Genomic DNA, 24,366 nt, shown 5'->3' on the forward strand with positions numbered 1-24,366 from the left:
GCTTGCATTAGGGTGTGCGTATGTATTGGCCCCGCGAAAATCCGGGCCTGCGTTGAGTTAGGGTCGACCGATGGCGATTGTTTCCCTCGCGAATGCGAAGGGGGGAGCCGGCAAGACAACGGCAGCCTTGCTGCTTGCCTGCGAATTGGCACGGCGCGGCGATCGCGTTGCGGTTCTTGATTGCGATCCGCTCGCCTGCATGACCGACTGGTTCCGCCACGGCCGCAACGATGGCAATCTCTTCGTTCTCTCCGGTGTCGCGACCACGACGCTCAGCGATCATCTTCGGCGGTTGCGCGGGCAGGTCGAGCACGTGATCATCGATCTCTCCGGGGCGGCCGACGTGCTGGTGGCGCTGGCGATCGGCCTTTCGGACCTGACGCTGATCCCGGTACAGGGTTGCGTCATGGATGCGCGCGGCGCCATCCAGGTGCTGGACCTGATCCGCTACATCGAAAACAACGCGCGCGCCAACATCAACCATGCCGTGTTCCTGACCCGCGTCAACCCGATCGTTACGACGCGGGCGATGCGCCGGGTCAAGCTGCTGCTTTCGGAGAACCGCATCCGGCTCGTCGATACCCCGCTCGTCGAGCGCACCGCCTTCCGCGAACTCTTCGAACAGGGTGATACGCTCTCCTCGCTCGATCCCGCGAAGGTCAGCAATCTTGCCAAGGCGCAGGCCAACGCCCAGGCGTTTGCCAGTGACGTGCTGACGCTGCTCAGCCCGGCAGGCGAGGAAGTACGGCACGGGCCGTTCTCGTCGATGTGCTATCGATCACAGCACGTAGGCGAACCGGCGGTTTTTCCGGTCTGACGGCAGAACTCCAGCGTTTTCATCATCATAGCAGTGCCGCCGCAACGCAGCTTTAAGGTCGACTGTCAGGTTTGACGTGCCGGCGTTACCGTTTCGTTAACCATCTTCTGTAAGGTTTCGTTAAGAAGCGAACCACCAGCCCTGCGCTCCGTGGTTCGCGCGAAACATGCAGAGAATGGGGAATATCATGGCGGTCATCACTTTCGCCAATGCAAAGGGTGGCGCGGGCAAGACGACCGCGGCGCTGATCCTGTCGACGGAACTGGCGCGGCAGGGGCACCGGGTGGTCGTCCTCGATGCGGATCCGCAGCGCTGGATCACCAGCTGGTCGGAGGCTTCCGGCCATATCGCCAATCTCACCGTCATTTCGCACATCACGCCCGGCTCGCTCGAATGTCATATCCGCGAGGCGAAGGACGAGGCGGATTACATCGTCATCGATCTCGCGGGCGCCAAGGACCAGATCGTAGCGCTTGCGCTTGCCATCTCCGACCAGGTGCTGATCCCGGTGCAGGGCTGTGCCATGGATGCCAAGGGTGCGGCGCAGATCCTTGAGCTGATCCGCCAGATCCAGGACCGCTCGGGCCTCAGGATCAACCATTCGGTCGTGCTTACCCGCGTCAATTCGCTGGTCACCACGCGTGCGCTGCAGACAATCAAGGCGATGCTTTCCGAGCGCGGCGTCTCGGTGCTCGACACGCCGATCGTCGAGCGGGCCGCCTATCGCGAGATCTTCGACTGTGGCGGCACGCTGCAGACCATGGATGCGAACCGCGTCAGCAATCTCGACAAGGCGCGCGAAAACGCCGCAGCCCTTGCCAAGGAAGTGCAGGCGCTGATGCCGGTCAAGACGCGCCGCTCCTGGGCTGCGCGCATGCCGTCCTGGGCCTCGCGCAACGCCGCCTGATCCCCTGGCGTCCCACCGTTTATTGCGTATCAACCGGAATTGATATTCGTCAGTTCCGGTTGAGTTGTATTTCAGGCCTCGCGAAATAGCTGTTTTGCGTAAGGCTTCCTTTACCCTGCGCTTCTATCAGTGACCTTGGATACAGCTTGCCCCTGCGATCGACGCAACAGGGCGACCGGCCGCCATGATTGCGGCCATGATCTCAGACGCTTCAGCGCCCTTGATCCTGTCTCCATGATCCAGAAATGAGCATGCAGGGAAGTTCGCGCATGAAAACGGAACACGCCGCTGCCGGCACGCAAGACGTTGCCGGTCGTCTGAATTTCATGGCGCTCGATGACGCCGCCAAGACGAGCCTGAAGGCGCTGAAGCCGATCCTGGAAAAGGAACTGAAGCCCGCGCTCGACAAGTTCTACGTCAAGGTCAAGACGACGCCCGAGACCAAGCGCTTCTTCTCCTCCGACGCTCACATCGACCGCGCCAAGGGCGCGCAGGTCGGCCACTGGGCCAACATCGTCGATGCCAATTTCAACGAGGACTACAGCGCCAAGGTTCGCACCATCGGCCTGGTGCACGCTCGCATCGGGCTCGAGCCGCGCTGGTACATCGGCGGCTATGCGCTGGTCGCCGAGCATCTGATCACCGAAATCGTCAAGGCGCATTGGCCGAAGGCCGGCCTGTTCTCGCGCAAGGGGACCTCTGCCGAGGACATGGGCGCGATGCTGTCGAGCCTGATCAAGGGCGTCTTCCTCGACATGGATCTGTCGATCTCGGTCTACATGGACGCCTCCGACGTCACCAAGCAACGGGCGGTGCAGGAAGAAGTGCTGGCCGCTGAACGCGCGCTGATCAGCAAGACCTTCGGTGCGGCACTCAAGAAGATCGCCGATGGCGACCTGACGGCGCGCATCGGCGCGGACCTGCCGGTTGCCTATCAGGAGCTTGGCGAAAACTTCAACCACGCGATCGGCGAGCTAGCGCGCGCCATCGGCGGCATCGAGGCCGGCGCCAGCCAGATCCATACGAGCGCCAAGGAAATCGCGGCTGCGGCCGACGATCTGGCCCGGCGCACGGAACGGCAGGCGGCCAACCTCGAAGAGACGGCGGCTGCCGTCGAGCAGGTGACACGCACCGTCAAGCAGACCGCCGAAGGCGCCAACCAGGCGAACTCGACGGTGATTGCCGCACGCGCCAATGCCGAACAGAGCGGCGAGATCGTCAGCCACGCGATCGAGGTGATGCAGGAGATCCAGACGTCTTCCGCCAGCATCGCCCGGATCGTCGACGTCATCGACGAGATCGCCTTCCAGACCAATCTTCTGGCGCTCAATGCCGGCATCGAGGCCGCACGCGCCGGCGAGGCGGGCAGGGGCTTTGCCGTCGTCGCCTCGGAAGTGCGTGCGCTGGCGCAGCGCTGCGCCGAGGCCGCCAAGGACATCCAGGGCCTGATCGCCAAGTCGCGCGGCCAGGTGGATGACGGCGTCAACTCCGTCAACCAGGTGGCGCAGTCGCTGCAACAGATCGTCGCCCAGGTCGTCGAAGTCAGCTCCGTCTTCGGCGCCATCCGCGCCAGCACCGCCGAACAGGCAACCGGCCTGCAGGAGGTCAACACCGCCATCACCCAGATGGACCAGATCACCCAGCAGAATGCCGCGATGGTCGAACAGGCGAACGCCGCCAGCCAGGCGCTGACGGGCGAGGCCGAGCATATCGCCACCCGCCTGCGCGCCTTCCGCACGTCAGGGCAGGTGCAGGTCAGCGTCGCTTCGGGTTATCGCGCGGCGGCGTGAGAGCGCCTTCCGTTCAAGAAACGGCGCCTCGGATCAGGGATGATCCGGGGCGTTTTTCGTTGCGGGACTGGTGGGCCTGCCGAAAGGCATTGCAAACTTTGCGGATTGACCGCGTGTCTTCGCCTAGAGCTTGCGAAATATCACGAAGGCGTCGACGTAGCCGAGCGAAGGGTGAAGGAATGCCTCCGGAACCCGGCCAACGATCTCAAATCCGAGCGACTGCCACAGCCGCACGGCGCGTTCGTTGCTGCTGACGACGACGTTGAACTGCATGGCCCGGAAGCCTCTTGCGCGAGCGTGGGCGAGAGAGTGCTCAAGCATCTGGCGGGCCACGCCTCGGCCACTTGCCTTTGCGTCTGTCATGTATCAATTCGCTACGAGTGCGCCGCCAGACTATGCGGGAACGTAGGTGAGCCTCACGACATCCTCGCCGATCCGGTCATGGGAGATCAGGCGAAGCCGCGGGCGCGGGCCGGCGAAATAGGGATTGCCGCGACCAAGAACGACGGGGTGCAGGTAGATCCGGTATTCGTCGATCAGGCCAAGCTCGGTAAGGCTGTGCGCCAGGACCGGGCCTGCCACTTCGATCTCGCCGTCGTGTTCGGCCTTAAGCTTGCGCACCGCGTCGCCAAGGTCACCGTGGATGAGCCGGGCATTGGGGCCGACGGATGGCGAGGAGCGGGAGGCGACCCACTTCGGCTGCTTTCGCCACGCGGCTGCGAAAGCCTGCCGGTCCGCATCCCATTCGGGATGCTCGTCATCCCAGTACCGCATGATCTCGTAGATACGCCGTCCGTACAGGCTGCCCGTCTGCTGTTCGGCTTCCTTGATGAAGTGGCGGAAGAGCGTGAGGCTTGGCGCAAACTCCATGTGGTCGACGTAGCCGTCCAGCGACTGGTTCATTCCGAACACGAGCTTAGCCATGGCCAGTTCCTTGTCTTGAATGGCGCGTTCAAAGGGGTCTGCTTGCGATGTGCGATACGTTGAGGCTAAGCCGACTGATCTCACATCGCAAGCGGTTTTTGTGCTTCGAAATCGAAGCGCACTGCCGTGCGCCACCAGCGGTCGCTGGCGCTACTGCGAATTGGCCGCTGTCGGCAGCCTTCGCTTCGTCACGGCCTTTTCAAGGTGCTGATCGTACCAGCGATCGGGGAACTTGATGTCCCACATGTGGCGGCGCAGCGTTTCCGCCTCGATGTACTGATATCCCAGTTCCTCTAGCCGAAGCAGAAGCAGCATATGATCGCTAATGACGATCAGCCGGGCGTGGTTTCCGACCTGGAGCAGTGCCGGGCGCAATGCCGCGTAGGATTTGAAGCCGAACGAAGCGGCGATTGCCTCGTCCAGGTGCGATGATCAGATCTGAGGGTAACGATCGCGAAGAGACTTCTTCAGGGTGGCGATGTTGGACGGCGAGAACCTGAGCTGCGGGTTCAGCATGAGACGATCCGATGTTCGTGGTCGAAGTCTGCCGATTACGCTTCGACGTTGATGAACATGGTCGTCGACAAAAGTTCCGCGTCCCTTCAACCCGGCAGCGGGTTCGGATGGGCACCCGAGACGGACGCTACACCTCAGGGTTTCAATGTTCAAGATATGTCAGCATGGGCCGGAACGGCTGTTCCGTGCCCGCCTTAAAACCGCCTGTCGATGAAGTGCTTGGCCTGGGCGCCTGCGTGGTAGAAGGCGGACTTCACGCCGCGCCAGGTATCCGGGGTCACGGGCGTTTCGGCGAGCGGGATCGCCGAGGTTTCGCCGGTGACGTGGCTGGCGAGTGCGCGGCCGAAGACGGTGCCCGGCGCGATGCCGCGGCCGTTGTAGCCGCTGACGGAAACGACGTTCTCGGCGAGCGTGTGCATGGCCGGCAGGTTGTTGGTGGTCATGCCGATGCGGCCGTCCCACCAGTACTCGAAGCGGAAATCGCCAAGGAACGGGAAGAGCTTGCGCACGGAGCGGGCGGCAAAGGCGCGGTGCGTGCCTTCGGCCATCGCGTCGAGGCGGCCGATCGAACCGAAGATCAGCCGGTTCTGCTGGTCCATGCGGAAGGAGGTCATGACAAGGCCGGTGTCCCAGGTGCCCTGGCGCTCCGGCAGGATGCGCTTGGCGATGGCGTCCGGCAGCGGATTGGTGGCGAACTGGAAATAGGGCAGGATCGTCAGTTCCTGCGTATGCGCCTGCCAGGGGCTCTCGGCGAAGAGGCCGCCATAGGCATTGGTGGCGAGGATCACCTGCCCGGCGCGCACCACATTGTTGCCGGCCTTCAGCACCCAGCTGTCGCCCTGACGCTCCGCACCCGTCAATGGCGTGTCGGTATAGATCTCGGCGCCGGCGGCAAGCGCCGCACTGGCAAGTCCGCGGGCATAGGCGAGCGGCTGGATGGTGCCGGCGCGGCGGTCAAGCAGGGCGCCGGAAAAGCCTTCAGCGCCGGTGAGCGCGTGCGCGCGTTCGGCCGAGAGCGCCTCGACCGGGGCGCCGCGTTTCTGCCATTGCGCTTCGCGGTCCTTGATCTCGGTGACGCCTTCGCTGCCGACGGCCATGTGCAGCGTGCCGTTGCGCACGGCTTCGCAGACGATTCCGTGTTTTTCGACGAGCGCATAGACCATCGACGGCCCGTCGCCGAGCTCGGTCAGCAGCCGGTTGCCGGCCTCGGGGCCGAGCGTAGAGATCAGGTTGTCGGGCTTCACCCACATGCCGGCATTGACGAGGCCGACGTTGCGGCCGGAGCCGCCGAAGCCGATCATCTTGGCTTCGATGACCGTTGCCTTCACGCCTTTTTCGGCCAGGTGCAGTGCTGCGGAAAGGCCGGTGAAGCCGCCGCCGATGATCGCCACATCGGTCGTCAGGTCCTGGCCGAGAGGCCTGGTCTCAGGGGCGGCCGGTGCCGTCGCATGCCAGAGGTTGGGCAGGGTGCGCTCCGTCGCCATTCAGGCCATCCTTCAAGTGCGGCCGCAGGTCGGCCATTGTCATAGAGATATCCGGTGATAGCCGATTGCCGGAAAAATTCTCATGACAATGTTTCATGAAGTCATGATGGACGGGGAGGGCGGGAGCGGGGCGTTGCAGCGGGCGCTTGAAAAAGAACCGCAGCTGGGTCGTCGGCAGCTGCGGTCTTCGTAAATGGATAGGTCTGAAACGATTTAGCCGACGGGTCGGCACAAAGACATTTAACAAGAGTGCCTTGTCGTGGATGGTCAACCAGGCAACCCCATCATCTATGCTGCAGACGCGAAGTCACTCACCCAATTGGGGGAAACGTGCAAAAAATGCCAAAAAAACAACGCTCCGCCTGAGGGCGGCGGCCGGTTCGTCAGTCGACGAACTCGACCGTGACGCCGGTGCTCACCATCTTGGCCAGTTCCGTCGCGTCCCAGTTGGTGAGGCGCACGCAACCGTGACTCTGGGTCTTGCCGATCTTCGATGGTTCCGGCGTGCCGTGAATGCCGTAGGTGGGCTTCGAGAGCGCGATCCAGACCGTGCCGACGGGGCCGTTCGGGCCGGGCTGCAGGGTCAGGACCTTGTCGTTGTTGCCCTGCTTGAAGTTGATCTTCGGATTGTAGGTGTAACCCGGATTGAGCGCGATGCGCTCGACATTGACCGTGCCTGACGGAGACGGCGTGTCGGAGGAGCCGATGGTCGCCGGATAGGCGGCGATCAGCTTGCCGGCGTCGTCATAGGCCAGCACCTGCTTGCGGCCCTTGTCGGCAAGAATGCGGGCGACCTTGCCGGTCTTGTTGGCGCCGGGGTTGATCACCTTGATGATCGTGCCGGGAATGGTGAAGTCGACGCCCGGGTTCAGCTCGCGCAGATAGGCTTCGTCCATGTGGAATTTCTCGCCGAGCATTTCGGTCGTCGAGGTGAAGGACATGTGCGGAAGCTGCGCCTTGTGGGCGTAATCCTCGGGGATCGACGCGACATAGGGGCCAGCGGCATCGGCGGCCGTGATCGTGTAGCTGGTGATCGGCATGCCGCCGCTCATGCGCAGCCGCTCGAGAATGTCGTCGGTGTTGTTGGGGTCGAGCGTTTCGCCGGTCGATTGCTGCCAGGCCTCGATCGCCTTGGTGACGTTCGAGCCCATCTTGCCGTCGATCACGCCGGGTGAAAAACCTTCACGATCGAGGAAGACCTGCAGCGCCGTGATCTCGGCGCGCGACTTCGACTTGACCGAGATCGCCGGCGGCATCGACGGGCCCGCCGGTCTGCTGTCATTTGGATCAATCGATGCTTCCTGCGTGCCGTCGATCAGGCCGGGCAGGCTGTTCGGCAGCTCGTTGCCGTCGGTCGATGGCGGCACGACGTCGCGATAGTCGGGGATCGAGCCGGTGGTGACCTCGCCGGGTTCGGAGTAACCGTAGCCGCGCTCGGTTTCCCGGTAGCGCCGGTTGGAATAGATATCCACGTCACCCTGGCGGCGGTAGCCGCCATAGTCACCCTGGCGGTTGCCGCCGTAGTCGCGTTGACGTCCACGATTATTGGGCACCACGGTTGCGACCACATTGCCCCAGTTGTCGATCAGAAGCGTGCGGCCGCGGCTGTCGCGCATCGTCTGCACTTCGTCGGACCGGGGCACATAGTCGAGGATCTCGCCATCGGGCGTGACCAGCATGACGTCGTCGCCATAGCGATTGTAGCCGCGATAGTCCTGTGCGAAGGCGGCCGTCAGATCCACGGCAAAAAAGCCGACTGCGGCGAGAAGCGAAAGGCCTGTGCGGGTCGCTGACGTCACGGGTAAACCTGTTTTCATTGGTGTAGATCTGGCGCGGTACATTTGGATTTCGACGTTAATGTGAAAAAAATGAATTCATCATGAACAAGCGGTTAAATTCTATCTAGGCGGACCGGCATCGGGCTTCAACCGATGAATTGTGTCTATCCTCGGGTATCATCTCTTTGTGATTGCAGTGATTCTCGACCTTTTTGAGGAGCAGCAGCATGCTGAGGACGCTTGAGGAACCAAGGGAGGCCGGAGAGAATCATGTGCTGTTCGACCGGCTTTCGGCGCTCGACATCGCCGCCTTCGTCGTCGACGGCGTCGACCTGTCGCCGGGTGCTGCGATCCCGTCCGATGGCGACCCGAGGATCGACCGGGCGCTCGCCGGCTTTCTCTTTACCTGCGGGCCGGACCATATCCGCCATCCCGAGGCGATCGAAGGTGGCGCGGAGGGCGTACGCTATCCACTGCACGGCTCACTGGCCGGGACTGCGGTCAGCCATACGGAGATGGCGGGCGACGGGGCCGAGTGTACGGCGACGATCGATGTGACGCTTGCGGGTAGCGGGCAGGCTCGCGTCGAGCGACGCTGGCGGATCGATGCCGCGCGGCATGAAGTGGTGCTCGAGGATCGCGTCGTCAATTCAGGCGTCATCGCCTTTCCGCCAATGATGATGTACCACCTCAATATCGGCGGACGGCTGCTCGGGGACGAGACCCGTATCGTCAGCGCGTCGCTTGCGGGCGGTAAGAGCGCCTGGCGCTTCGGCACGGGCGAGAGCGCGCATTTCTGCCTGCCGGCGGCCATCGGTTCCGATGGCTGGTCGGAGGTCACGCTTGCAGGCCTTGACGGTCTCGCCGGGCGAAACCTGAAGGTGCGGTTCCGGGCCGAGACGCTGCCGTTCCTGCAGATGTGGCGCTGCCAGCGCGGCACGGCGGATGTGATCAGCATCGAACCGGTGTCGCACCGGATCGCCAAGCGGCCGGAACTGGCTGAGGCCGGCGAGCTGGTTCCTCTTTCGCCGGGGGAGGCGCGGAGCTATGCCGTCGCCTTCTCGGTTGTCTGATCGCACGTCTCGACGCCTGCGGCTTTTGATTGACGGGAGCGGAGGCTGCGCCTACATCAGAGGCCGAGAAAATTGCCTCAAGGAAGACGACCATGGACATCCGCCAGATCAACGACGAATACTCGGTCACCGGCCAGATCACGGTCGAGGATCTCGACCAGGTCAAGGCGCTTGGCTTCAAGTCCATCGTCTGCCACCGCCCGGACTTCGAGGCGCCGGACCAGCCGACCTTTGATTCCATTGCCGCGCGCGCCGAAGAACTGGGCATCGAAACCAAGCACATTCCGGTCGGCTCGATGGGCGTGACCGCCGATGCCGTGAAAAGCATGGTCGACGCGCTCGACGAGTTCCAGCGGCCGATGCTCGGCTATTGCCGTTCCGGCGCACGCTCGACGGCCGTCTACCAGCAGACCCAGCATATCCGCGGCTGAGCCACGCAAAATCCAGACTCTCGCGCTCGGCCACATCGTTCCATCTGACAGTGGAGGATCGGCATGGCCGAAGCGCATCTCGTTACGCGCGCGCAATGGGCAGACGAGCCCGACGCCTGGAAGGGCGAATTCGAGGGCGGCGCCTATGGCGCCGGCCTCTCGGTGATCTTCGTTTCAACGGATGAGATCGGCTACGGGCCGAAGCTGCACCGCCATCCCTATCCCGAAACCTTCATCGTGCGCGTCGGCCGCGCCCGCTTCACCGTCGGCGACCGCATCATCGATGCCGAGGCCGGCCAGATCGTCGTGGCGCCGGCCAATGTGCCGCACAAGTTCGAGAACCTCGGGCCGGGACGGCTGGAGACGACCGACCTGCACGAGGCCGGTGCGTTTTCGACCGAGTGGCTGGAGTAGGCGGAAGTACGGTTCTCAGCCTTTGGTGGGATTCGCAGACGTGGCGCTGCTGGATTCCGGTGACGAGCACAGGAAGCCAGCCACGGCGCGTCTGCGCCGTGATCGACCATTTCATAAAGGCAGCCTTCCGCTCAGCCGTTGCGGATATCCGTCAGCGTGCGCGTCGGGGTGATCGCTTCGGGATCGAGCTTGATCTCGATGATCGCCGGCTTGCCGCTGGCGCGGGCCCTCAGGAACGCGTCGGCGAACTCTTCCGTCTTCTCGACCGTCTCGCCATGGCCGCCATAGGCACGGGCAAGGGCTGCAAAGTCGGGGTTGGTGAGATCCGTGGCGCTGACGCGGCCGGGATAATCACGCTCCTGGTGCATGCGGATCGTGCCGTAGATGCCGTTGTTGACGACGACGGTGATGATCGGCAGGCGGTAGCGCACGGCGGTCGCGAATTCCTGGCCGTGCATCAGGAAGCAGCCGTCGCCGGCAAAGCAGATGACTTCGCGATCCGGATGCAGCTGCTTGGCGGCGACCGCCGCCGGCAGGCCGTAACCCATCGAGCCGGAGGCGGGGGCCGCCTGCGTGGCATAACGGCGGAAGCGGTGGAAACGGTGAACCCAGGTGGCGTAGTTGCCGGCGCCGTTGGTGAAGATCGTATCCTCAGGCACATTCGCCTCGATCCAGTTCATGATCGGACCCATCTGCACGGCGCCCGGGCCGGTCTGCGGCGGGGTCGACCACTTGAGATAGGCGGCGTGCATGATCTCGGTGCGCTCCGACCAGGTCGGTTCGCTTGCCGGTGCAAGGCCTTCAAGCGCGGCGACGAAGTCGCGCGGGCTGGCGGCGATCGCCAGTTCCGGCCGGTAGACGCGGCCGAGTTCGGAACTGTCGGGATGCACATGCACCAGCGTCTGGCGCGGGTAGGGGCTGTCCATCAGCGTATAACCGGACGAGGGCATTTCCGAGAAACGGCCGCCGACAAGCAGGACGAGATCCGCTTCCTTGACCTCCTTTGCCAGTGCCGGGTTGATGCCGATGCCGACGTCGCCGGCGTACATCGGGTGCAGGTGATCAAACAGCATCTGGCGGCGGAAGGAGCAGCCGACCGGCAGTTTCCAGCGTTCGGCAAACTTCTGGAAACTCGCGACACTCTCGGGCGTCCAGCGGGTGCCGCCGAGAATGGCGATCGGCCGCTTGGCCGCGCTCAGCATTTCGCCGAGCCGCTTGACCTGTGCCGGGCCCGGATGACCTTCGACCGGCTGGTAAGGCTTGGCAGCAGGCGCCTCTGCGCTCCGCGTCAACATGTCCTCCGGCAGCGTCAGCACGACAGGGCCGGGGCGGCCGGAGGTGGCAACGGCGAAGGCGCGGGTGACGAATTCCGGAATGCGGGCGGGATCGTCGATCTCGCCCACCCATTTGGCGACCTCGGTAAAGGCGCGGCGGTATTCGATTTCCTGGAAGGCTTCGCGCTCGCGCGCCTCGCTCTGCACCTGGCCGATGAAGAGGATCATCGGGATCGAATCCTGCTTGGCGACATGGAGGCCGGCCGACGCGTTGGTGGCACCTGGGCCACGGGTCACCATGCAGATGCCGGGCTCGCCGGTCAGCCGCCCCCAGGCGTCCGCCATCATCGCGGCCCCGCCTTCCTGGCGGCAGACGAGCACGTCGATGTCGGTGTCGTAGAGCGCGTCGAGCACGGCGAGATAGCTTTCCCCCGGCACGCAGGCGATGCGCTTCACCCCGTTGGCGACGAGCGCGTCGACGATGAGCTGACCTCCAGTTTTCATGATATTCCTCCCGATGGTCTTTCTTTTGTTTTCAGATTGGCTTTTGTTTTCAGATGGCTGTGTTGTCAGATGGCTGGCGACACCGGAGCGACGCTCGTGTCCTTGTGCACGCGGCGCTCGCGCCAGATGATGTAGAGGCCGGAGCCGATGATGATGGCAATGCCGAGCCACTTCAGCGCGTCGGGCAGGTCTCCGAAGACGAGCCAGCCGAAGATCGTGGCAGAGACGATTTCGAGATATTGCAGCGGCGCCAGCACCGAGGCAGGCGCAGCGCGATAGGCATAGACGCCGAGTACGCCTGATATGGTGGCGGTGACGCCGACGCCGAGCAGGTAGTACCAGGTGTAACCTTCCGGCCAGACCGGATCGAAGATGCCGGAGCCGGTGCCTTCGCCGAAATAGAGCAGCACGAGACAGAAGAGCGCGCCCCAGACACCGGCGTGAAACTGCATCGACCAGGGGTCCTCGTTCTGCGCCACCATGCGGGTGACGAGCAGGAACACGGCAAGGCCGAAGGCGGCAACGACAGGCAAAAGCGCAATCCAGCCGACTTCCTGCATGCTCGGCTGAATGACGAGCAGCGCGCCGAAGAAGCCGACGCCGCAGGCGGTGTAGCGCCGCCAGCCGATGGTCTCCTTCAGGAATATGCTGCCGAGGATCGTCAGGATGATCGGCTCGACGAAGAAGATCGCGATCGCATCGGCGACCTCCATGACCTTCAGCGTGGTGATGAAGGAAAGCATGGTCACCACCAGGAGCCCGCCGCGCAACGCGTGCAGACCGGTCTTCTTCCAGGTGAGATCGAACAGGCTGCCACGGACAAGCACGATCGGCAGGATGAAGACGACCTGCAGCAGAAAGCGCACGGCGGTGATTTCGGCTGACGGGACGGTGGCGATCGCGAGCTTTGCGAAGATGTCGATCAGCGGCGACAGCAGCACCGAGATCACCATCAGCGTCAGCCCGAAGGAGATGCGGTTGTGGTCGGCGGCGATCCTGGGAAGCGACATGTCGGCCATGATAATTCCGGTCAGCGCCGCCCTGCGACGGCGCGCAGGCACCAGGCGGCAAAGTCTGCCGTCGCCTCTTCCCGGCCAATTTCGTTCAGCGTTTCGTGGCGCATGCCGTCATAGACGGTGACGGTAACGTCGCGGAGGCCCGCCGCTTTCATTTTCGTGCCGAGCCAGCGGATGGCGTTGCCCATCTCGGTCGACGGATCGGCGCTGCCGCCGACGAGATGGATGGGGAGGTCTTTCTTCAGCCGCGCCAGCCGCTCGGGCCGGGGGCCATCGAAGGACAGCCGGAAGAGGTCGAGCCAGAGCGAGACGGTGGCATCGAAGCCGCACAGCGGGTCGGCGGCATATTTCGCGACCTCGGCATCGTCGCGCGACAGCCAGTCGAGATCGGTCTTGCGATCCTTGATCGCGCCGCCCCACATGCCGAAGGTGAGCTTGGTCAGGAGCGGGCTCGGCACGTCAGATCCCTTGAGCGCCTTTTCGACCTTCAGGATCGCCTGCCCGCCGCGGCCGGCAAGGCCCGGGCGGAAGTTGGAGTTCCAGACGGCGAGCGCATCGTATAGGCCGGGATCGGTCTCGGCGGCGTTGAGCGCAATCAACCCGCCCATGGAATGGCCAAAGAGGATGACCGGCAGACCCGGATGGGCGGCGGTCGCGATCGCGCGAATGGCGCGGATATCGGCAAACACCTTGTCGAGGCCGTCGCGGTTGGAGAACATGCCGAGCGGCGCGTCGGGCGCGCGCGTTGCGCCGTGGCCGCGATGGTCGTGGGCATAGACGTGGAAGCCGTGTGCTGCCATCGCTTCGGCAAAGCGAGCATAACGACCGGAATGTTCACTTAGGCCATGGCTCAAGAGAAGAATGCCGCGGGCATGGGCGGTCGCCGGCACGTGGCGCCAGCTCAAGCTGGCACCGGTCGGGCTCTGATGCGTCTTCACCTGCCCGAACATCTCTACTCCCGGAAACAATCGACAGACCTCAGCGATTTCAAATCGATTTGCACGGCAAAGGCAATCGCCCCTTGTTGATCGTTGCGCATGAGGTCACAAGCGATTTGACGGCAAGCGCATTAGGAGTTGCAATTTTCCCGTTTTGAGCGATATTCGTTCCTGTTTTGTTTTCGCGGAGGATGCCATGATGAGTTTCTTTAAAGCGATGTCGGGTTCTGTGGCGGGCATCGTGGCCGCGTTGGTGCTGCTGCTTGCACCCGCCGCCTTTGCTGCCGGTGAGGAAGGCGCGGATCAAGGGGCTGGCGACGGGACTGCGAGCCGAACCCAATATGTATTGGCGGTCAGCTGGCAGCCCGGTTTCTGCGAGACGCGGCCGCAACGCAAGGAGTGCGAGAGCCAGACGGCGGAACGCTTCGATGCCACCAACCTCTCGCTGCACGGCCTGTGGCCGCTGCGCAAGAGCTATTGCGGGGTCGCGGCCGAGGTGCGGGCGACCGACCGCAAGGGCAGTTGGCTGGAGTTGCCGAAGCTTGCCATGGCCGACGACACAGCGGCGCGGCTGCTCATCGCCATGCCGGGCGTGCAGTCCGGTCTCGACCGGCACCAATGGCTGCGAAGCGGCACCTGCCAGAGCGGCTCGGTCGACGATTATTTCTCCGTGCAACTGCGCATGCTGGAAGAGCTCAACCGCTCGGCGGTCGGCGCACTTTTCCGCCAGCGCGTCGGCGCGGAACTCGATGAGGCGACGATCAAGCAGGCCTTCGACCAGAGCTTTGGCGCCGGCGCCGGCGACCGGGTGCGCATGCGCTGCCAGACGGTTCAGGGCCGCAGCATCATCACCGGGCTGACGATCGGGCTCACCGGCGACGTCATGAAGGCGGCGAGCCTCGGGCCGCTGATCCAGGCGGCGGGGCCGACCGAATTCAAGTGCGCCAAGGGTATCGCCGATACCGCCGGTCGCGGGTAGGGCGTTTCGCCCGGTTGGGCATGTCAGCGCTTAAGGTGCGGCCTTCACAGAGCCGGCCTGTGGCGCCTCCCGGTGCGGCATGCCGGGCTTGCCGATTGGGATGTTCGTTTTGGGATAGGCGGGGGCGGATGCCTTTGATCATTGCCCCCTTCCACTAATTCGCCTACATAGCGGGCAAATTTCCTTATCCCTGCGGAGCATTCCCTCATGGCACGTCAGTTCATCTATCATATGGCCGGGCTTAATAAGTCCTACGGCGCGAAGAAGGTTCTCGAGAACGTTCATCTGTCGTTCTACCCGGACGCCAAGATCGGTATCCTCGGCCCGAACGGCGCCGGTAAGTCGACCGTGCTCAGGATCATGGCCGGCCTCGACAAGGAATTCACCGGCGAGGCCTGGGTGGCCGAAGGCGCCACGGTCGGCTACCTGCCGCAGGAGCCGCAGCTCGATCCGACGAAGACGGTGCTTGAAAACGCCATGGAAGGCGTTGCCAAGAAGAAGGCGATCGTCGACCGCTACAACGAACTGATGATGAACTATTCCGACGAGACGGCGGAAGAGGGCGCCAAGCTCCAGGATATCATCGACAGCCAGAACCTGTGGGATCTGGAAAGCCAGGTCGAAATGGCCATGGAAGCGCTGCGCTGCCCGCCGGGCGACGCGGAAGTCACCAACCTGTCGGGCGGTGAAAAGCGCCGCGTCGCGCTCTGCAAGCTGCTTCTGTCGCAGCCGGACCTGCTGCTCCTCGACGAACCGACCAACCACCTCGATGCCGAGACGATCGCCTGGCTCGAAAAGCACCTGCGCGAGTATCCGGGCGCCGTGCTGATGATCACCCACGATCGCTACTTCCTCGACAACGTCACCGGCTGGATCCTCGAACTCGACCGCGGCCGCAGCATCCCTTACGAAGGCAACTACTCGGCCTACCTCGTCGCCAAGGCCAAGCGCATGCAGCAGGAAGGCCGCGAAGAGGCTTCGCGCCAGAAGGCGATCGCCCGCGAACAGGAGTGGATCGCATCCAGCCCCAAGGCTCGCCAGGCCAAGTCCAAGGCGCGTATCCGCTCCTACGACGAACTGGTCAACGCGGCGGAAAACCAGCGTCCCGGCGACGCCCAGATCATCATCCCGGTCGGCGAACGTCTCGGCCAGGTGGTCATCGAGATGGAAGGCGTCACCAAGGGTTATGGCGATCGCCTGCTGATCGACGGCCTGTCGCTGAAGCTGCCGCCGGGCGGCATCGTCGGCATCATCGGCCCGAACGGCGCCGGTAAGACGACGCTCTTCCGCATGATCACCGGCCAGGAACAGCCCGACAGCGGCTCGATCCGCATCGGCGACACTGTGCACCTTGGTTACGTCGACCAGAGCCGCGACGCGCTCGACGGCAACAAGACCGTCTGGGAAGAAATCTCCGGCGGTGCCGAAGTCATCAAGCTCGGCAAGCACGAGATGAACTCGCGCGCCTATTGCTCGACCTTCAACTTCAAGGGCGGCGACCAGCAGCAGAAGGTCGGCAACCTCTCGGGTGGTCAGCGCAACCGCGTTCACCTCGCCAAGATGCTGAAGGCCGGCGGCAACGTCCTGCTGCTCGACGAACCGACCAACGACCTCGACACCGAGACGCTGGCAGCGCTCGAAATCGCGCTCGAAAACTTCGCCGGCTGCGCCGTTATCATCAGCCACGACCGCATGTTCCTCGACCGCCTGGCAACGCACATCCTCGCCTTTGAAGGCGACAGCCAGGTCGAATGGTTCGAAGGCAACTTCGAAGACTACGAGAAGGACAAGATCCGCCGCCTCGGCCCGGATTCGGTCAACCCGAAGCGCGTTACCTACAAGCGCCTGACGCGCTAACACGCGATCGGCGCCGCCATGTTGCGGCGCTGGGGCATGCGGCGTCCGTTAAAGCGGGCGCTGCACCAACTGTTCAAGGAACGGGCGAGGCGCAGGTTTCGCCCGTTTTTCCTTTGCCACCGATCGCGAGGCGAGGCCGGCCAAGGACTGTTTGCGTACAAGGTTCGTTGTCACCGCGGCCGCGCCTTGGCCGCACCTGCAGGACGCTCCGGAGGCGTGGCGAACCGCTCTCCAGTTGCCGTCCTTATGCCGGACGCGAGCAGGGCGTTTGCGGGCTTTTGTGGCGGTGCGGCGAGGCGGGGAACCAAACAGGGCGTGGCGTGCCGGAGGCAGGCAGAGGCGGGTAACCAAACAGGGCGTGGCGTGCCGCAGGCAGGCAGAGGCCGGATAGCGGGGCTTTCCACCGGGAAGGGCGGCAGGCTTGTCACGGTTGCGTGGGGTTGCCCTCCTTCGGGTCGTGAAGCAGGCCGATTAGAGGGGCCCGTGCAAGGTATCCTGACGTGCCGCTCGAGACATCGTTTGTGGCGCATGGCGTCCATGTACAAGCATCTGTTCCGCCAGCGCCATTGTTTGGCCTCTCCGCGCAAATCTGCTTGCGTCACCACCGCAAATCACATAAACATATCTTTATGTGTTGATGGGGATCGCTATGGCTCTGCAGAGAGAACTGGGTCTGGATGCGTTGGTAGACGTGCTGAAGGCGGCGGGTGAGCCGACCCGCATGCGTCTCGTCGCGCTTCTCGCCGCCGGCGATCTGACCGTCACCGATCTTACCGAAATTCTCGGCCAATCGCAGCCACGCATTTCCAGGCATCTGAAGCTCTTGGCGGAGGTCGAGCTGATCGACCGCTACCAGGAGGGCGCCTGGGCTTATTTCCGCCTCCGTCAGGACGGTGCCCGGGTCGGGCTCGTGCGGGCGATGCTGGCTTCTGCTTCGGCCGACGACGCGGTGCTTGCGCGTGACGCGGCCCGGCTCACCACCTTGAAGAAGGCGCGGTCGGAAAAGGCGCAGGCCTATTTCAGCCGAAACGCCGCCGGTTGGGACGAGCTTCGCCGCCTGCATGTCAGCGAGCGCGACGTCGAGGCGAAGCTGCGCGAGATGGTGGGCGACGAGCCGGTTGAAAGCCTGCTCGACCTCGGCACCGGCACGGGTCGCATCCTGCAGCTCTTCGAGGGCCTCTATCGCCGCGGCATCGGCGTCGACGCCAGCCGCGACATGCTGGCGGTGGCGCGCTCCAATCTCGACCGCGCCGGCATCACCAAGGCGTCGATCCGCCATGGCGACATCTTCAACCTGCCGCTCGACGGCCAGACCTTCGATCTCGTCACCATTCACCAGGTGCTGCATTTCCTTGAGGAGCCGGAAGCGGCGATCGCGGAAGCCGCGCGTATGCTGATGCCGGGCGGACGGCTGGTCATCATCGACTTCGCGCCACATGGGCTTGAACATCTGCGTGACGAGCACGCCCATGCGCGCCTCGGCTTCTCGCACCAGGCGATGGCCGATTGGCTGGCGAAGGCCGGCCTTGTGCTCGAAAAGACCACGGATCTTTCGCCTGAGGGGGCGAACGATGGAAAACTGACGGTGACGATCTGGCTCGCGCGTGATCGGCGGGCCGTGAACGAGAATGAAACGCCGCGGCCGCGTGTCCAGGCGGGGGGAGTATGAATATGACGGCACAGACGCTTTACCCGGCCGAACGCGGCAATCTCCGGCTCTCCTTCGAATATTTCCCGCCCAAGACCGACGAAATGGAAGCGCAGCTCTTCCAGACGGCAGACGACCTTTCGGTCTTCGGCCCGGCCTTCATCACCGTCACCTACGGCGCCGGCGGCTCGACCAAGGCGCGTTCGCTGACGACGGTCCGGCGGCTGATCGCGGAAAGCGGCTTTGCCAATACGGCGGCGCACCTGACCTGCGTCGGCGCGCCGAAGGCGGAAGTCGATGCGGTGATCGACGAGTATCTCAGCTTCGGCGTCCGCCACTTCGTGGCGCTGCGTGGCGATCCGCAGGGCGGCATCGGCAGCACCTATCAGCCCCATCCAGAGGGTTACGCCAGCAGCACCGACCTCGTGCGGGCGATCCGCGCCCGTGGCGACGACATCGAGATTTCCGTCTCCTCCTATCCGGAGAAGCATCCGGAGAGCCCTGACGTGGCCGCTGACATCGACATGCTGAAGCGCAAGGTCGATGCCGGCGCAACCCGGGCGCTGACCCAGTTCTTCTTCGACAACAACGATTTCGAGCGCTACCTCGAACGGGTGCGGCGCGCCGGCGTCAACATTCCGATCGTGCCGGGCATCCTGCCGATCAACAATCTGGCGCAGGTGCAGAATTTTGCCGGCCTCTGTGGCGCCACCGTGCCGGAGGCGATCGTCACGCGGCTCGTGCATCTCGAGGACCAGCCGGTCGAGCGCTTCAAGGAGGCGACGCACATCGCCGCCGAGCAGATCGTCGATCTCGCCCGGCGCGGCGTACGCGACTTCCATATCTATACGATGAACCGCACGCCGCTGGTGACAGCCGTGCTGGATCTCGTCGGTTTCGAACGGGTCGCCGTGGAAGCAGCCGGCGCGATCGATGCACCGCTGATGGTGGCGGCCGGCGCGGCCGCCTGACCGTCGCCCGCACTTTGGCGACGGGCGAGGGCCGCTCCGCTGTCTTGAACTTGCGCATGGCTGCGAAACGCCCTCGCGTCCTGGCAGGCCTCAACGATCGCCGTGGCGCTTTATATGGGGCCATGCCCGTTGGGGCTTGATAGGCTGCGGGTCGCAGCAACGCGCCGCTCGCGACAGCATCCACCAAAAGGAAAGCGCCCGAAGATCGATCTTCAGGCGCTTTCTCGTTTGTCGCAGCGTCTAGACCTTAAGCTCTCTGGCGGTCTAACTGGCTTGGTGCTGCAAAATGGTTTCCCGGAAATTTAAGTCCCTATTCGGTTTGGACTCTCAGCGGCCGCTCCTCAGATGAAGAGCATCGTGGCCACGAATACGAACGCTGCACTGATCATGAGGACATTCAGCGAATGTGTAAGGCCCATGGAAGACCCTCCCTGCGTTAACGCGTTAAAACATAGGGCGAAATCACGACACGTTAAAGGGAAACTTGTGCTGCAGTGCGAAATGCGTGAGCCGACGCCGCCTTATTCACAGGCCTATAGTTCTGATTTTATTTAAGTTTCCAGGCCGCCACATTTTTTTCACAATCGCTTCGGCAAGGTTAATATAAACGTTTGTAACCGAGCGTGAGTGGCTCGGAGCGGGACGAAATTCGGCTGTCGATTCCCCGCAAACCTCGTCCTTTTCACGCGGTGCGAAGCACTCCAGGCGTCTGGTCTTTTCCCGGATTCGACCGCGATCAGGTGTCAGGCGACCCGCCTGAACCGCAGGATCCGACCGTCGAGCACGGCGAGGCCAAGGGCGATCAGCACCATGCCGGCAAAATCGGCCGCCTGCAGCGTCTCGCCGAGGAAGAGGTAGCCGAGCAGGATCGCGCTTGGCGGCACCAGCAGCGTGACCAGCGAGGCATTGGTGGCGCCGGCCGCACGCATGATGCGGAAATAGAGGATGTAGGCATAGGCGGTCGAGACCAGCGCCAGGCCGAGGATCGAAAGGATGACCTCGACGGGTGGCATCGGCAACAGCCAGGGCGTGTCGGTAAAGGCGGCCACGGGCAGCGCGATCAGCGTCGAGGCGGTCAACTGGCCTGCGGCCGTCACGGGAGGGGCGAGATCGCGGAAGCGTTTGCCGTAGGTCGCCGCAAAACCATAGCTGATGGCGGCAAGCACCGGCAGCAGCAGCGCCCAGAGCGGCACGCTGCTTGTGGTGCCGAAGAGACCGGCAACGGCGCTCGGCCCGATCAGGACGACGGTGCCGGCGAGCCCGAGCAGGCAGCCGGCGATCTTGGCGGAACTCAGCTTCTCGTCCTCGGTCGCCATGTTGGCGATGATCACCGTCCACACCGGGGTCGTCGCATTGAGGATCGCCGCCAGTCCGGCGCCGATATGGGTTTGTCCAAGGAAGATGAAGGCGTGCGGAATGGCGTTGTTGATCAGCCCCATCAGTGCGAATTCGCGCCAGCGGTCGGAAAGAGCCTCGTACATGCCGAAGCGGCCGCGGATATAGATATGCAGCGCCAGGGCCGCCAGGCCCAGGCGCAGGAACACCAGCGTGAAGGGCGGCACATGGGCGACGGCAACGCGGGCGAAGAAGAACGATCCGCCCCAGATCAGTCCGAGCAGGGCAAGCAGCGCCCAGGTCCCGGCGCTCATCTGATTGCCATCGACGGTGGTTCGCGCATTCATGGTGATGCCTATCCGTGCTGATTGCGTGCCGAGCGTCAGTCCTTCTCCGCGCCGGGTGGACGCTTTGGCGCAAGCGCCTGCTTGTCGCTCCCGGATCGGTTGTGTTCCGACACATGATACATAGCCCGGCACGCCCGGCGGAACCACCCAGTTCTTGCGGCGATGACGAGGGCGGCATGAGTGGGGGCGAGCCGGTGGGCACTCATCAACCGGGATCCGGTCGGTCGATGCGGCATGAAAAAACCCCGGAGATCGATCCGATCTCCGGGGTCATGGTTTTGAAACGGCGGCTCGGGCTTAAAGCGCGTTCAGGAGTTCGAGCGTCGCCCAACCGTCGGCCGGGCGGCCGAGGCGAAGCTGCTCCTTCTGGAGTGCCGCGCGGGTGCCGGAGCCGAGGATGCCGTCGATCTTGCCGACGTCGTGGCCGAGCGTCTGCAGCTTGGTCTGCAGCGCCTTCATGCCGGTGTCGTCGAGGCCCGGTTCCGGATTGCCGCCCTCATAGGTCGGCGCGCCGCCGAGACGGGTCGCGAAATAGGCGGCCGACGTCGTGTAGATGAACGACTGGTTCCATTCGAGATAGACGTTGAAGTTGGGGTAGGTGAGGAAGGCCACGCCCTTGCGGCCCTGCGGCAGCACCAGTGATGCTTCCAGATTGCCGAAGGCAGTGTCGCCGTTGCGCGGCTTGACGCCGAGTGCGAACCAGTCGCTGGCCTTCATGCCCGGCTGCAGGCCGGTCTTTTCCCAGGGGAGCTCTTCGGGAACGCTGACTTCCTGGATTACCGGCTGGCCAGCCTTGTAGCCGAGGCTCTGGATGAACTTGGCAGCGGTCAGGATCGCGTCGGGCGAGCTCTTCTTCAGGTTGACGTGGCCGTCGCCGTCGCCATCGACGCCATAGGCGATGATGTCTTCCGGAAGCATCTGCACCTGGCCGATCTCGCCGGCCCAGGCGCCGGTCGTCGTTGCCGGGTCGAGGTCGCCATGCTGCACCATCTCGATCGCCGCGATCAGCTGCGGGCGGAACATTTCCGGGCGGCGGCAATCATGCGACAGCGTTACCAGCGCATCGCGGGTGTTGAAGTCGCCCTGGACGGCGCCGAAGTCGGTCTCCATCGCCCAGAAGGCGGTGATGACGGGGGCCGGCACGCCGAATTCTTTCTCGGCGCGGGCAAAGACGTCAGCATATTCCTTCATCTTCTGCTGGCCGATATCGAGGCGCGACTTGCTGACGGTGCGCTTGGAGAATTCGGTAAAGGTCTGCTTGAACACGCCCTGAGTGCGGTCGCGGCTCAGCACCTTCTCGTTGATGGCGGCACCGGCGAGCGCCCGGTCGGCGACGTCGGCCGGAACGCCCTTGGCAACCGCCTCTGCTTTGACGCCCTGCAGGAAGGCTGCGAGATCGCCACCGCAGGCAACGGCCGGCGAGGCAGCCTTCGCGCCCGTCGAGGCTGCGGTCTGGGCGGCGGCGGCCGAGGTGGTCAGCGCCAGAAGAGCGACGGAGGCAAGCGCGCGCCGGGCTGTGCGGGTCATCATGAAATTCCTTTCTTTGCCGTGGGGCGCCTCGCACCACCACGGGCAATCAAATCGCTACGAAATCTGTCGTTGCTCTTTCAGAGCATTATGACCGAAAGAAGAAAATGGGTTTGTCTGCCGCACCTATCGGCAGGAATGTCAGTTCTGCTTTGGCTGCGAGACCGCGGCGACCCAGTTCTTCCAGTTTTTCGCCGAGCCGGCGAAGACATTGATATCGGTGGCGCCGTCGATGCCGGGGATGACCCCCGTGCTGGTATATTGCCAGAACGCCCAGCGGCGCTCGACATAGACCTCACCCGGATGCTTGGCGACCGAGCGCACCCAGAAGTGATGTTCCTTAAACTGGTCGACGAGATTGTCGCGGTGGAAGTCGACAGAGGTGTAGATGATCGGGCGCTTGCCGTAGTGGGCTTCGAGCCGGTCCATGAAGCGCTTCATCTCGACGCGCACTTCGTCCGGTGTCGGGCGATGGCGGCAGGTCTTCGATTCGCCGTTCCACTCGACGTCGAGAACCGGCGGCAGATAGACCGCGCTCTTCGGCACATTGGCGATGAACCAGTCGGCCTGGTCGTCGGCGGTCGAGCAGAAGTAATAGAAGTGATAGGGCGCGTAGGGGATGCCGGCGGCGCGCGCCTTCTGCCAGTATTCGGCAAAGCGCGTATCGACCCGGTCCTTGCCTTCGGTCGCCTTGATGAAGGCGAAGGAGACGCCGGAGTTCTTCACCTTCATCCAGTCAATGTCTCCATTCCATTTCGAGACGTCGATGCCGTGGATGTTGTGGTGCTGCGGTGTGCGTGTGCCGAAGTTCTGCGGGTCGGTGTCCTGGAAGCGCGGCGGGATCGAAGCCGTCTGCATCAGGTCATAGTCGGTCGACGAGCAGCCCGAAAGAAGGGTGGCAAGAGGCAGCAGAGCCAGGAGAAGCCGGCGCATGATTTTCCTGTCTAGAGACGATCGATGATCCTGCCTCACACGATGGCTTCCCTGTCGGTGATTTCCCCAGTGAGGCGTGAACCTCATTTTCACCATATCATCGTAAAAATTGGGTTAGCTCAAGCGGGAATTGCGGACGGTCGAAAAGCTAAAAAGCGCCGAAAACCAGGTGGTTTCGGCGCTCGCTGGACAGGCCGACGTCAGGCCGGGTGCAAGAACTTGCCCAAATGGTCTGCCGCCTCAGGCGGCGATCGCCACGGAAGGGCGGTGGTAGACGGCGAGCCAGGCATAGCCGCGGCCGATGGCGCGGCGCTCGAGATCGGCGCCATTTTCGCGGGCTTTCTCGCGCAACACGTCGAAAAGCCGCTCGCGTGGCGTCACGTGGAAGCGGTTGAGCCAGCCGTGCAGCGCCCGGCGGAAGCTCGTTGGCAGGCGTTCCTGCTGGCCGAAATCGGCAATGTGCAGCGAGCCACCCGGGTTCAGCGCCGCGATCGCCGCGTCGATCGCCTTTTGCCAGTCGGGGATCATCGACAGCGAATAGGAGATGACGATGTGGTCGAAACCGCCTTCGCCGAAAATCGCCGGGTTGAAGTCCGTCGCGTCGGCGACGCGGAGCGTGGCGCGCCTGTTGCCGCCCCGGTTGAGCTTCGCATCGGCCGAGGTCAGCATTTCCTGGGAGATGTCGAGCCCGAACAGGCGGGCCGAGGGGAAACAGCGGCCGATCAGCGCCAGATTGCGGCCTGTGCCGCAGCCGACCTCAAGCACCGAGGCGCTGGAGGCCGGGTTCATTTCGCGGATCAGCGTGTCGCGGCCGAAAAGATAGTACTTCCGCGTCAGATCGTAGAAGTGGCGCTGATAGCGGTACATGTGGTCCATGCGCCGCGCGTGGGAGATCCCGGCCTG

The 24,366-nt window shown here is 63.7% G+C and carries 21 protein-coding genes and 1 pseudogene; 10 read left to right on the forward strand and 12 right to left on the reverse strand.

What is annotated here, in order from left to right; translation table 11 throughout:
- Positions 1–70 precede the first annotated feature (70 nt).
- From OKW20_RS18255 to OKW20_RS18265, 3 genes are all read left to right on the forward strand, one after another.
- Positions 71–817 carry an AAA family ATPase gene (locus OKW20_RS18255; protein WP_429174005.1) on the forward strand — a complete coding sequence of 249 codons (747 nt, stop codon included), beginning with the start codon at positions 71–73 and terminating at the stop codon, positions 815–817.
- 187 nt (positions 818–1,004) lie between these two features.
- Complete coding sequence (locus OKW20_RS18260) at positions 1,005–1,724, forward strand: ParA family protein (protein ID WP_043615969.1); 720 nt, start codon at positions 1,005–1,007, stop codon at positions 1,722–1,724.
- Positions 1,725–1,993: 269 nt separating this feature from the next.
- Positions 1,994–3,514, forward strand: coding sequence for a globin-coupled sensor protein (locus tag OKW20_RS18265; protein WP_052201755.1), 1,521 nt, complete (start codon positions 1,994–1,996; stop codon positions 3,512–3,514).
- Between the two features lie 123 nt (positions 3,515–3,637).
- Here the strand turns inward: OKW20_RS18265 and OKW20_RS18270 are convergent.
- The 5 genes and pseudogenes from OKW20_RS18270 to OKW20_RS18290 all read right to left on the reverse strand — a co-directional run.
- A pseudogene (locus tag OKW20_RS18270) lies at positions 3,638–3,880 on the reverse strand (N-acetyltransferase family protein); the annotation flags it as partial.
- A 27-nt stretch (positions 3,881–3,907) separates the two neighbouring features.
- Entirely contained in the window at positions 3,908–4,438 is a 531-nt protein-coding gene (locus OKW20_RS18275) for a dihydrofolate reductase family protein (protein WP_429174007.1), read from the reverse strand.
- 150 nt (positions 4,439–4,588) lie between these two features.
- Entirely contained in the window at positions 4,589–4,753 is a 165-nt protein-coding gene (locus OKW20_RS18280; RefSeq protein WP_429174008.1) for a hypothetical protein, read from the reverse strand.
- Between the two features lie 395 nt (positions 4,754–5,148).
- Positions 5,149–6,438: an NAD(P)/FAD-dependent oxidoreductase gene (locus tag OKW20_RS18285; protein ID WP_429174010.1), complete on the reverse strand. Its 1,290-nt coding sequence runs from the start codon at positions 6,436–6,438 to the stop codon at positions 5,149–5,151.
- Positions 6,439–6,821: 383 nt separating this feature from the next.
- On the reverse strand, positions 6,822–8,279 hold the full coding sequence (locus tag OKW20_RS18290; protein WP_429174012.1) for a L,D-transpeptidase family protein: 1,458 nt from the start codon (positions 8,277–8,279) through the stop codon (positions 6,822–6,824).
- Positions 8,280–8,443: 164 nt separating this feature from the next.
- On the opposite strand from OKW20_RS18290, the gene OKW20_RS18295 reads away from it, so the two are divergent.
- From OKW20_RS18295 to OKW20_RS18305, 3 genes are all read left to right on the forward strand, one after another.
- Entirely contained in the window at positions 8,444–9,289 is an 846-nt protein-coding gene (locus tag OKW20_RS18295) for a DUF4432 family protein (RefSeq protein WP_429174014.1), read from the forward strand.
- Positions 9,290–9,381: 92 nt separating this feature from the next.
- Complete coding sequence (locus OKW20_RS18300; RefSeq protein WP_429174015.1) at positions 9,382–9,720, forward strand: TIGR01244 family sulfur transferase; 339 nt, start codon at positions 9,382–9,384, stop codon at positions 9,718–9,720.
- A 63-nt stretch (positions 9,721–9,783) separates the two neighbouring features.
- A complete protein-coding gene (locus OKW20_RS18305) occupies positions 9,784–10,134 on the forward strand; it encodes a cupin domain-containing protein (RefSeq protein ID WP_043615823.1) in 351 nt (116 codons plus the stop codon).
- A gap of 131 nt (positions 10,135–10,265) precedes the next feature.
- On the opposite strand, the gene OKW20_RS18310 is transcribed toward OKW20_RS18305, so the two are convergent.
- The 3 genes from OKW20_RS18310 to OKW20_RS18320 all read right to left on the reverse strand — a co-directional run bounded on the left by OKW20_RS18310 (position 10,266) and on the right by OKW20_RS18320 (position 13,878).
- Positions 10,266–11,912 (reverse strand): thiamine pyrophosphate-binding protein, encoded by a 1,647-nt coding sequence (locus tag OKW20_RS18310; protein WP_429174017.1) that lies wholly within the window; start codon positions 11,910–11,912, stop codon positions 10,266–10,268.
- Between the two features lie 65 nt (positions 11,913–11,977).
- Positions 11,978–12,922: a DMT family transporter gene (locus OKW20_RS18315; protein ID WP_371742517.1), complete on the reverse strand. Its 945-nt coding sequence runs from the start codon at positions 12,920–12,922 to the stop codon at positions 11,978–11,980.
- Positions 12,923–12,942: 20 nt separating this feature from the next.
- Positions 12,943–13,878, reverse strand: coding sequence for an alpha/beta fold hydrolase (locus tag OKW20_RS18320; protein ID WP_429174019.1), 936 nt, complete (start codon positions 13,876–13,878; stop codon positions 12,943–12,945).
- 184 nt (positions 13,879–14,062) lie between these two features.
- On the opposite strand from OKW20_RS18320, the gene OKW20_RS18325 reads away from it, so the two are divergent.
- The 4 genes from OKW20_RS18325 to metF all read left to right on the forward strand — a co-directional run bounded on the left by OKW20_RS18325 (position 14,063) and on the right by metF (position 19,321).
- A complete protein-coding gene (locus tag OKW20_RS18325) occupies positions 14,063–14,845 on the forward strand; it encodes a ribonuclease T2 (RefSeq protein WP_429174021.1) in 783 nt (260 codons plus the stop codon).
- Between the two features lie 207 nt (positions 14,846–15,052).
- Positions 15,053–16,702: an energy-dependent translational throttle protein EttA gene (ettA, locus tag OKW20_RS18330; RefSeq protein ID WP_043615834.1), complete on the forward strand. Its 1,650-nt coding sequence runs from the start codon at positions 15,053–15,055 to the stop codon at positions 16,700–16,702.
- A gap of 649 nt (positions 16,703–17,351) precedes the next feature.
- On the forward strand, positions 17,352–18,371 hold the full coding sequence (locus OKW20_RS18335; protein WP_043615837.1) for an ArsR/SmtB family transcription factor: 1,020 nt from the start codon (positions 17,352–17,354) through the stop codon (positions 18,369–18,371).
- A 2-nt stretch (positions 18,372–18,373) separates the two neighbouring features.
- Positions 18,374–19,321 carry a methylenetetrahydrofolate reductase [NAD(P)H] gene (gene metF / locus OKW20_RS18340; protein WP_429174022.1) on the forward strand — a complete coding sequence of 316 codons (948 nt, stop codon included), beginning with the start codon at positions 18,374–18,376 and terminating at the stop codon, positions 19,319–19,321.
- Positions 19,322–20,064: 743 nt separating this feature from the next.
- Here the strand turns inward: metF and OKW20_RS18345 are convergent.
- From OKW20_RS18345 to OKW20_RS18360, 4 genes are all read right to left on the reverse strand, one after another.
- On the reverse strand, positions 20,065–21,003 hold the full coding sequence (locus tag OKW20_RS18345; RefSeq protein ID WP_429174024.1) for a DMT family transporter: 939 nt from the start codon (positions 21,001–21,003) through the stop codon (positions 20,065–20,067).
- Positions 21,004–21,300: 297 nt separating this feature from the next.
- Positions 21,301–22,530: a lytic murein transglycosylase gene (locus OKW20_RS18350; RefSeq protein WP_429174542.1), complete on the reverse strand. Its 1,230-nt coding sequence runs from the start codon at positions 22,528–22,530 to the stop codon at positions 21,301–21,303.
- Positions 22,531–22,671: 141 nt separating this feature from the next.
- A complete protein-coding gene (locus tag OKW20_RS18355; protein WP_429174026.1) occupies positions 22,672–23,463 on the reverse strand; it encodes a glycoside hydrolase family 25 protein in 792 nt (263 codons plus the stop codon).
- A gap of 240 nt (positions 23,464–23,703) precedes the next feature.
- Positions 23,704–24,339 (reverse strand): class I SAM-dependent methyltransferase, encoded by a 636-nt coding sequence (locus OKW20_RS18360; protein ID WP_429174544.1) that lies wholly within the window; start codon positions 24,337–24,339, stop codon positions 23,704–23,706.
- Positions 24,340–24,366: the final 27 nt, after the last annotated feature.

Origin of the sequence: Ensifer sp. LBL (assembly GCF_050435225.1) — a bacterium.
Lineage (GTDB): Bacteria > Pseudomonadota > Alphaproteobacteria > Rhizobiales > Rhizobiaceae > Ensifer.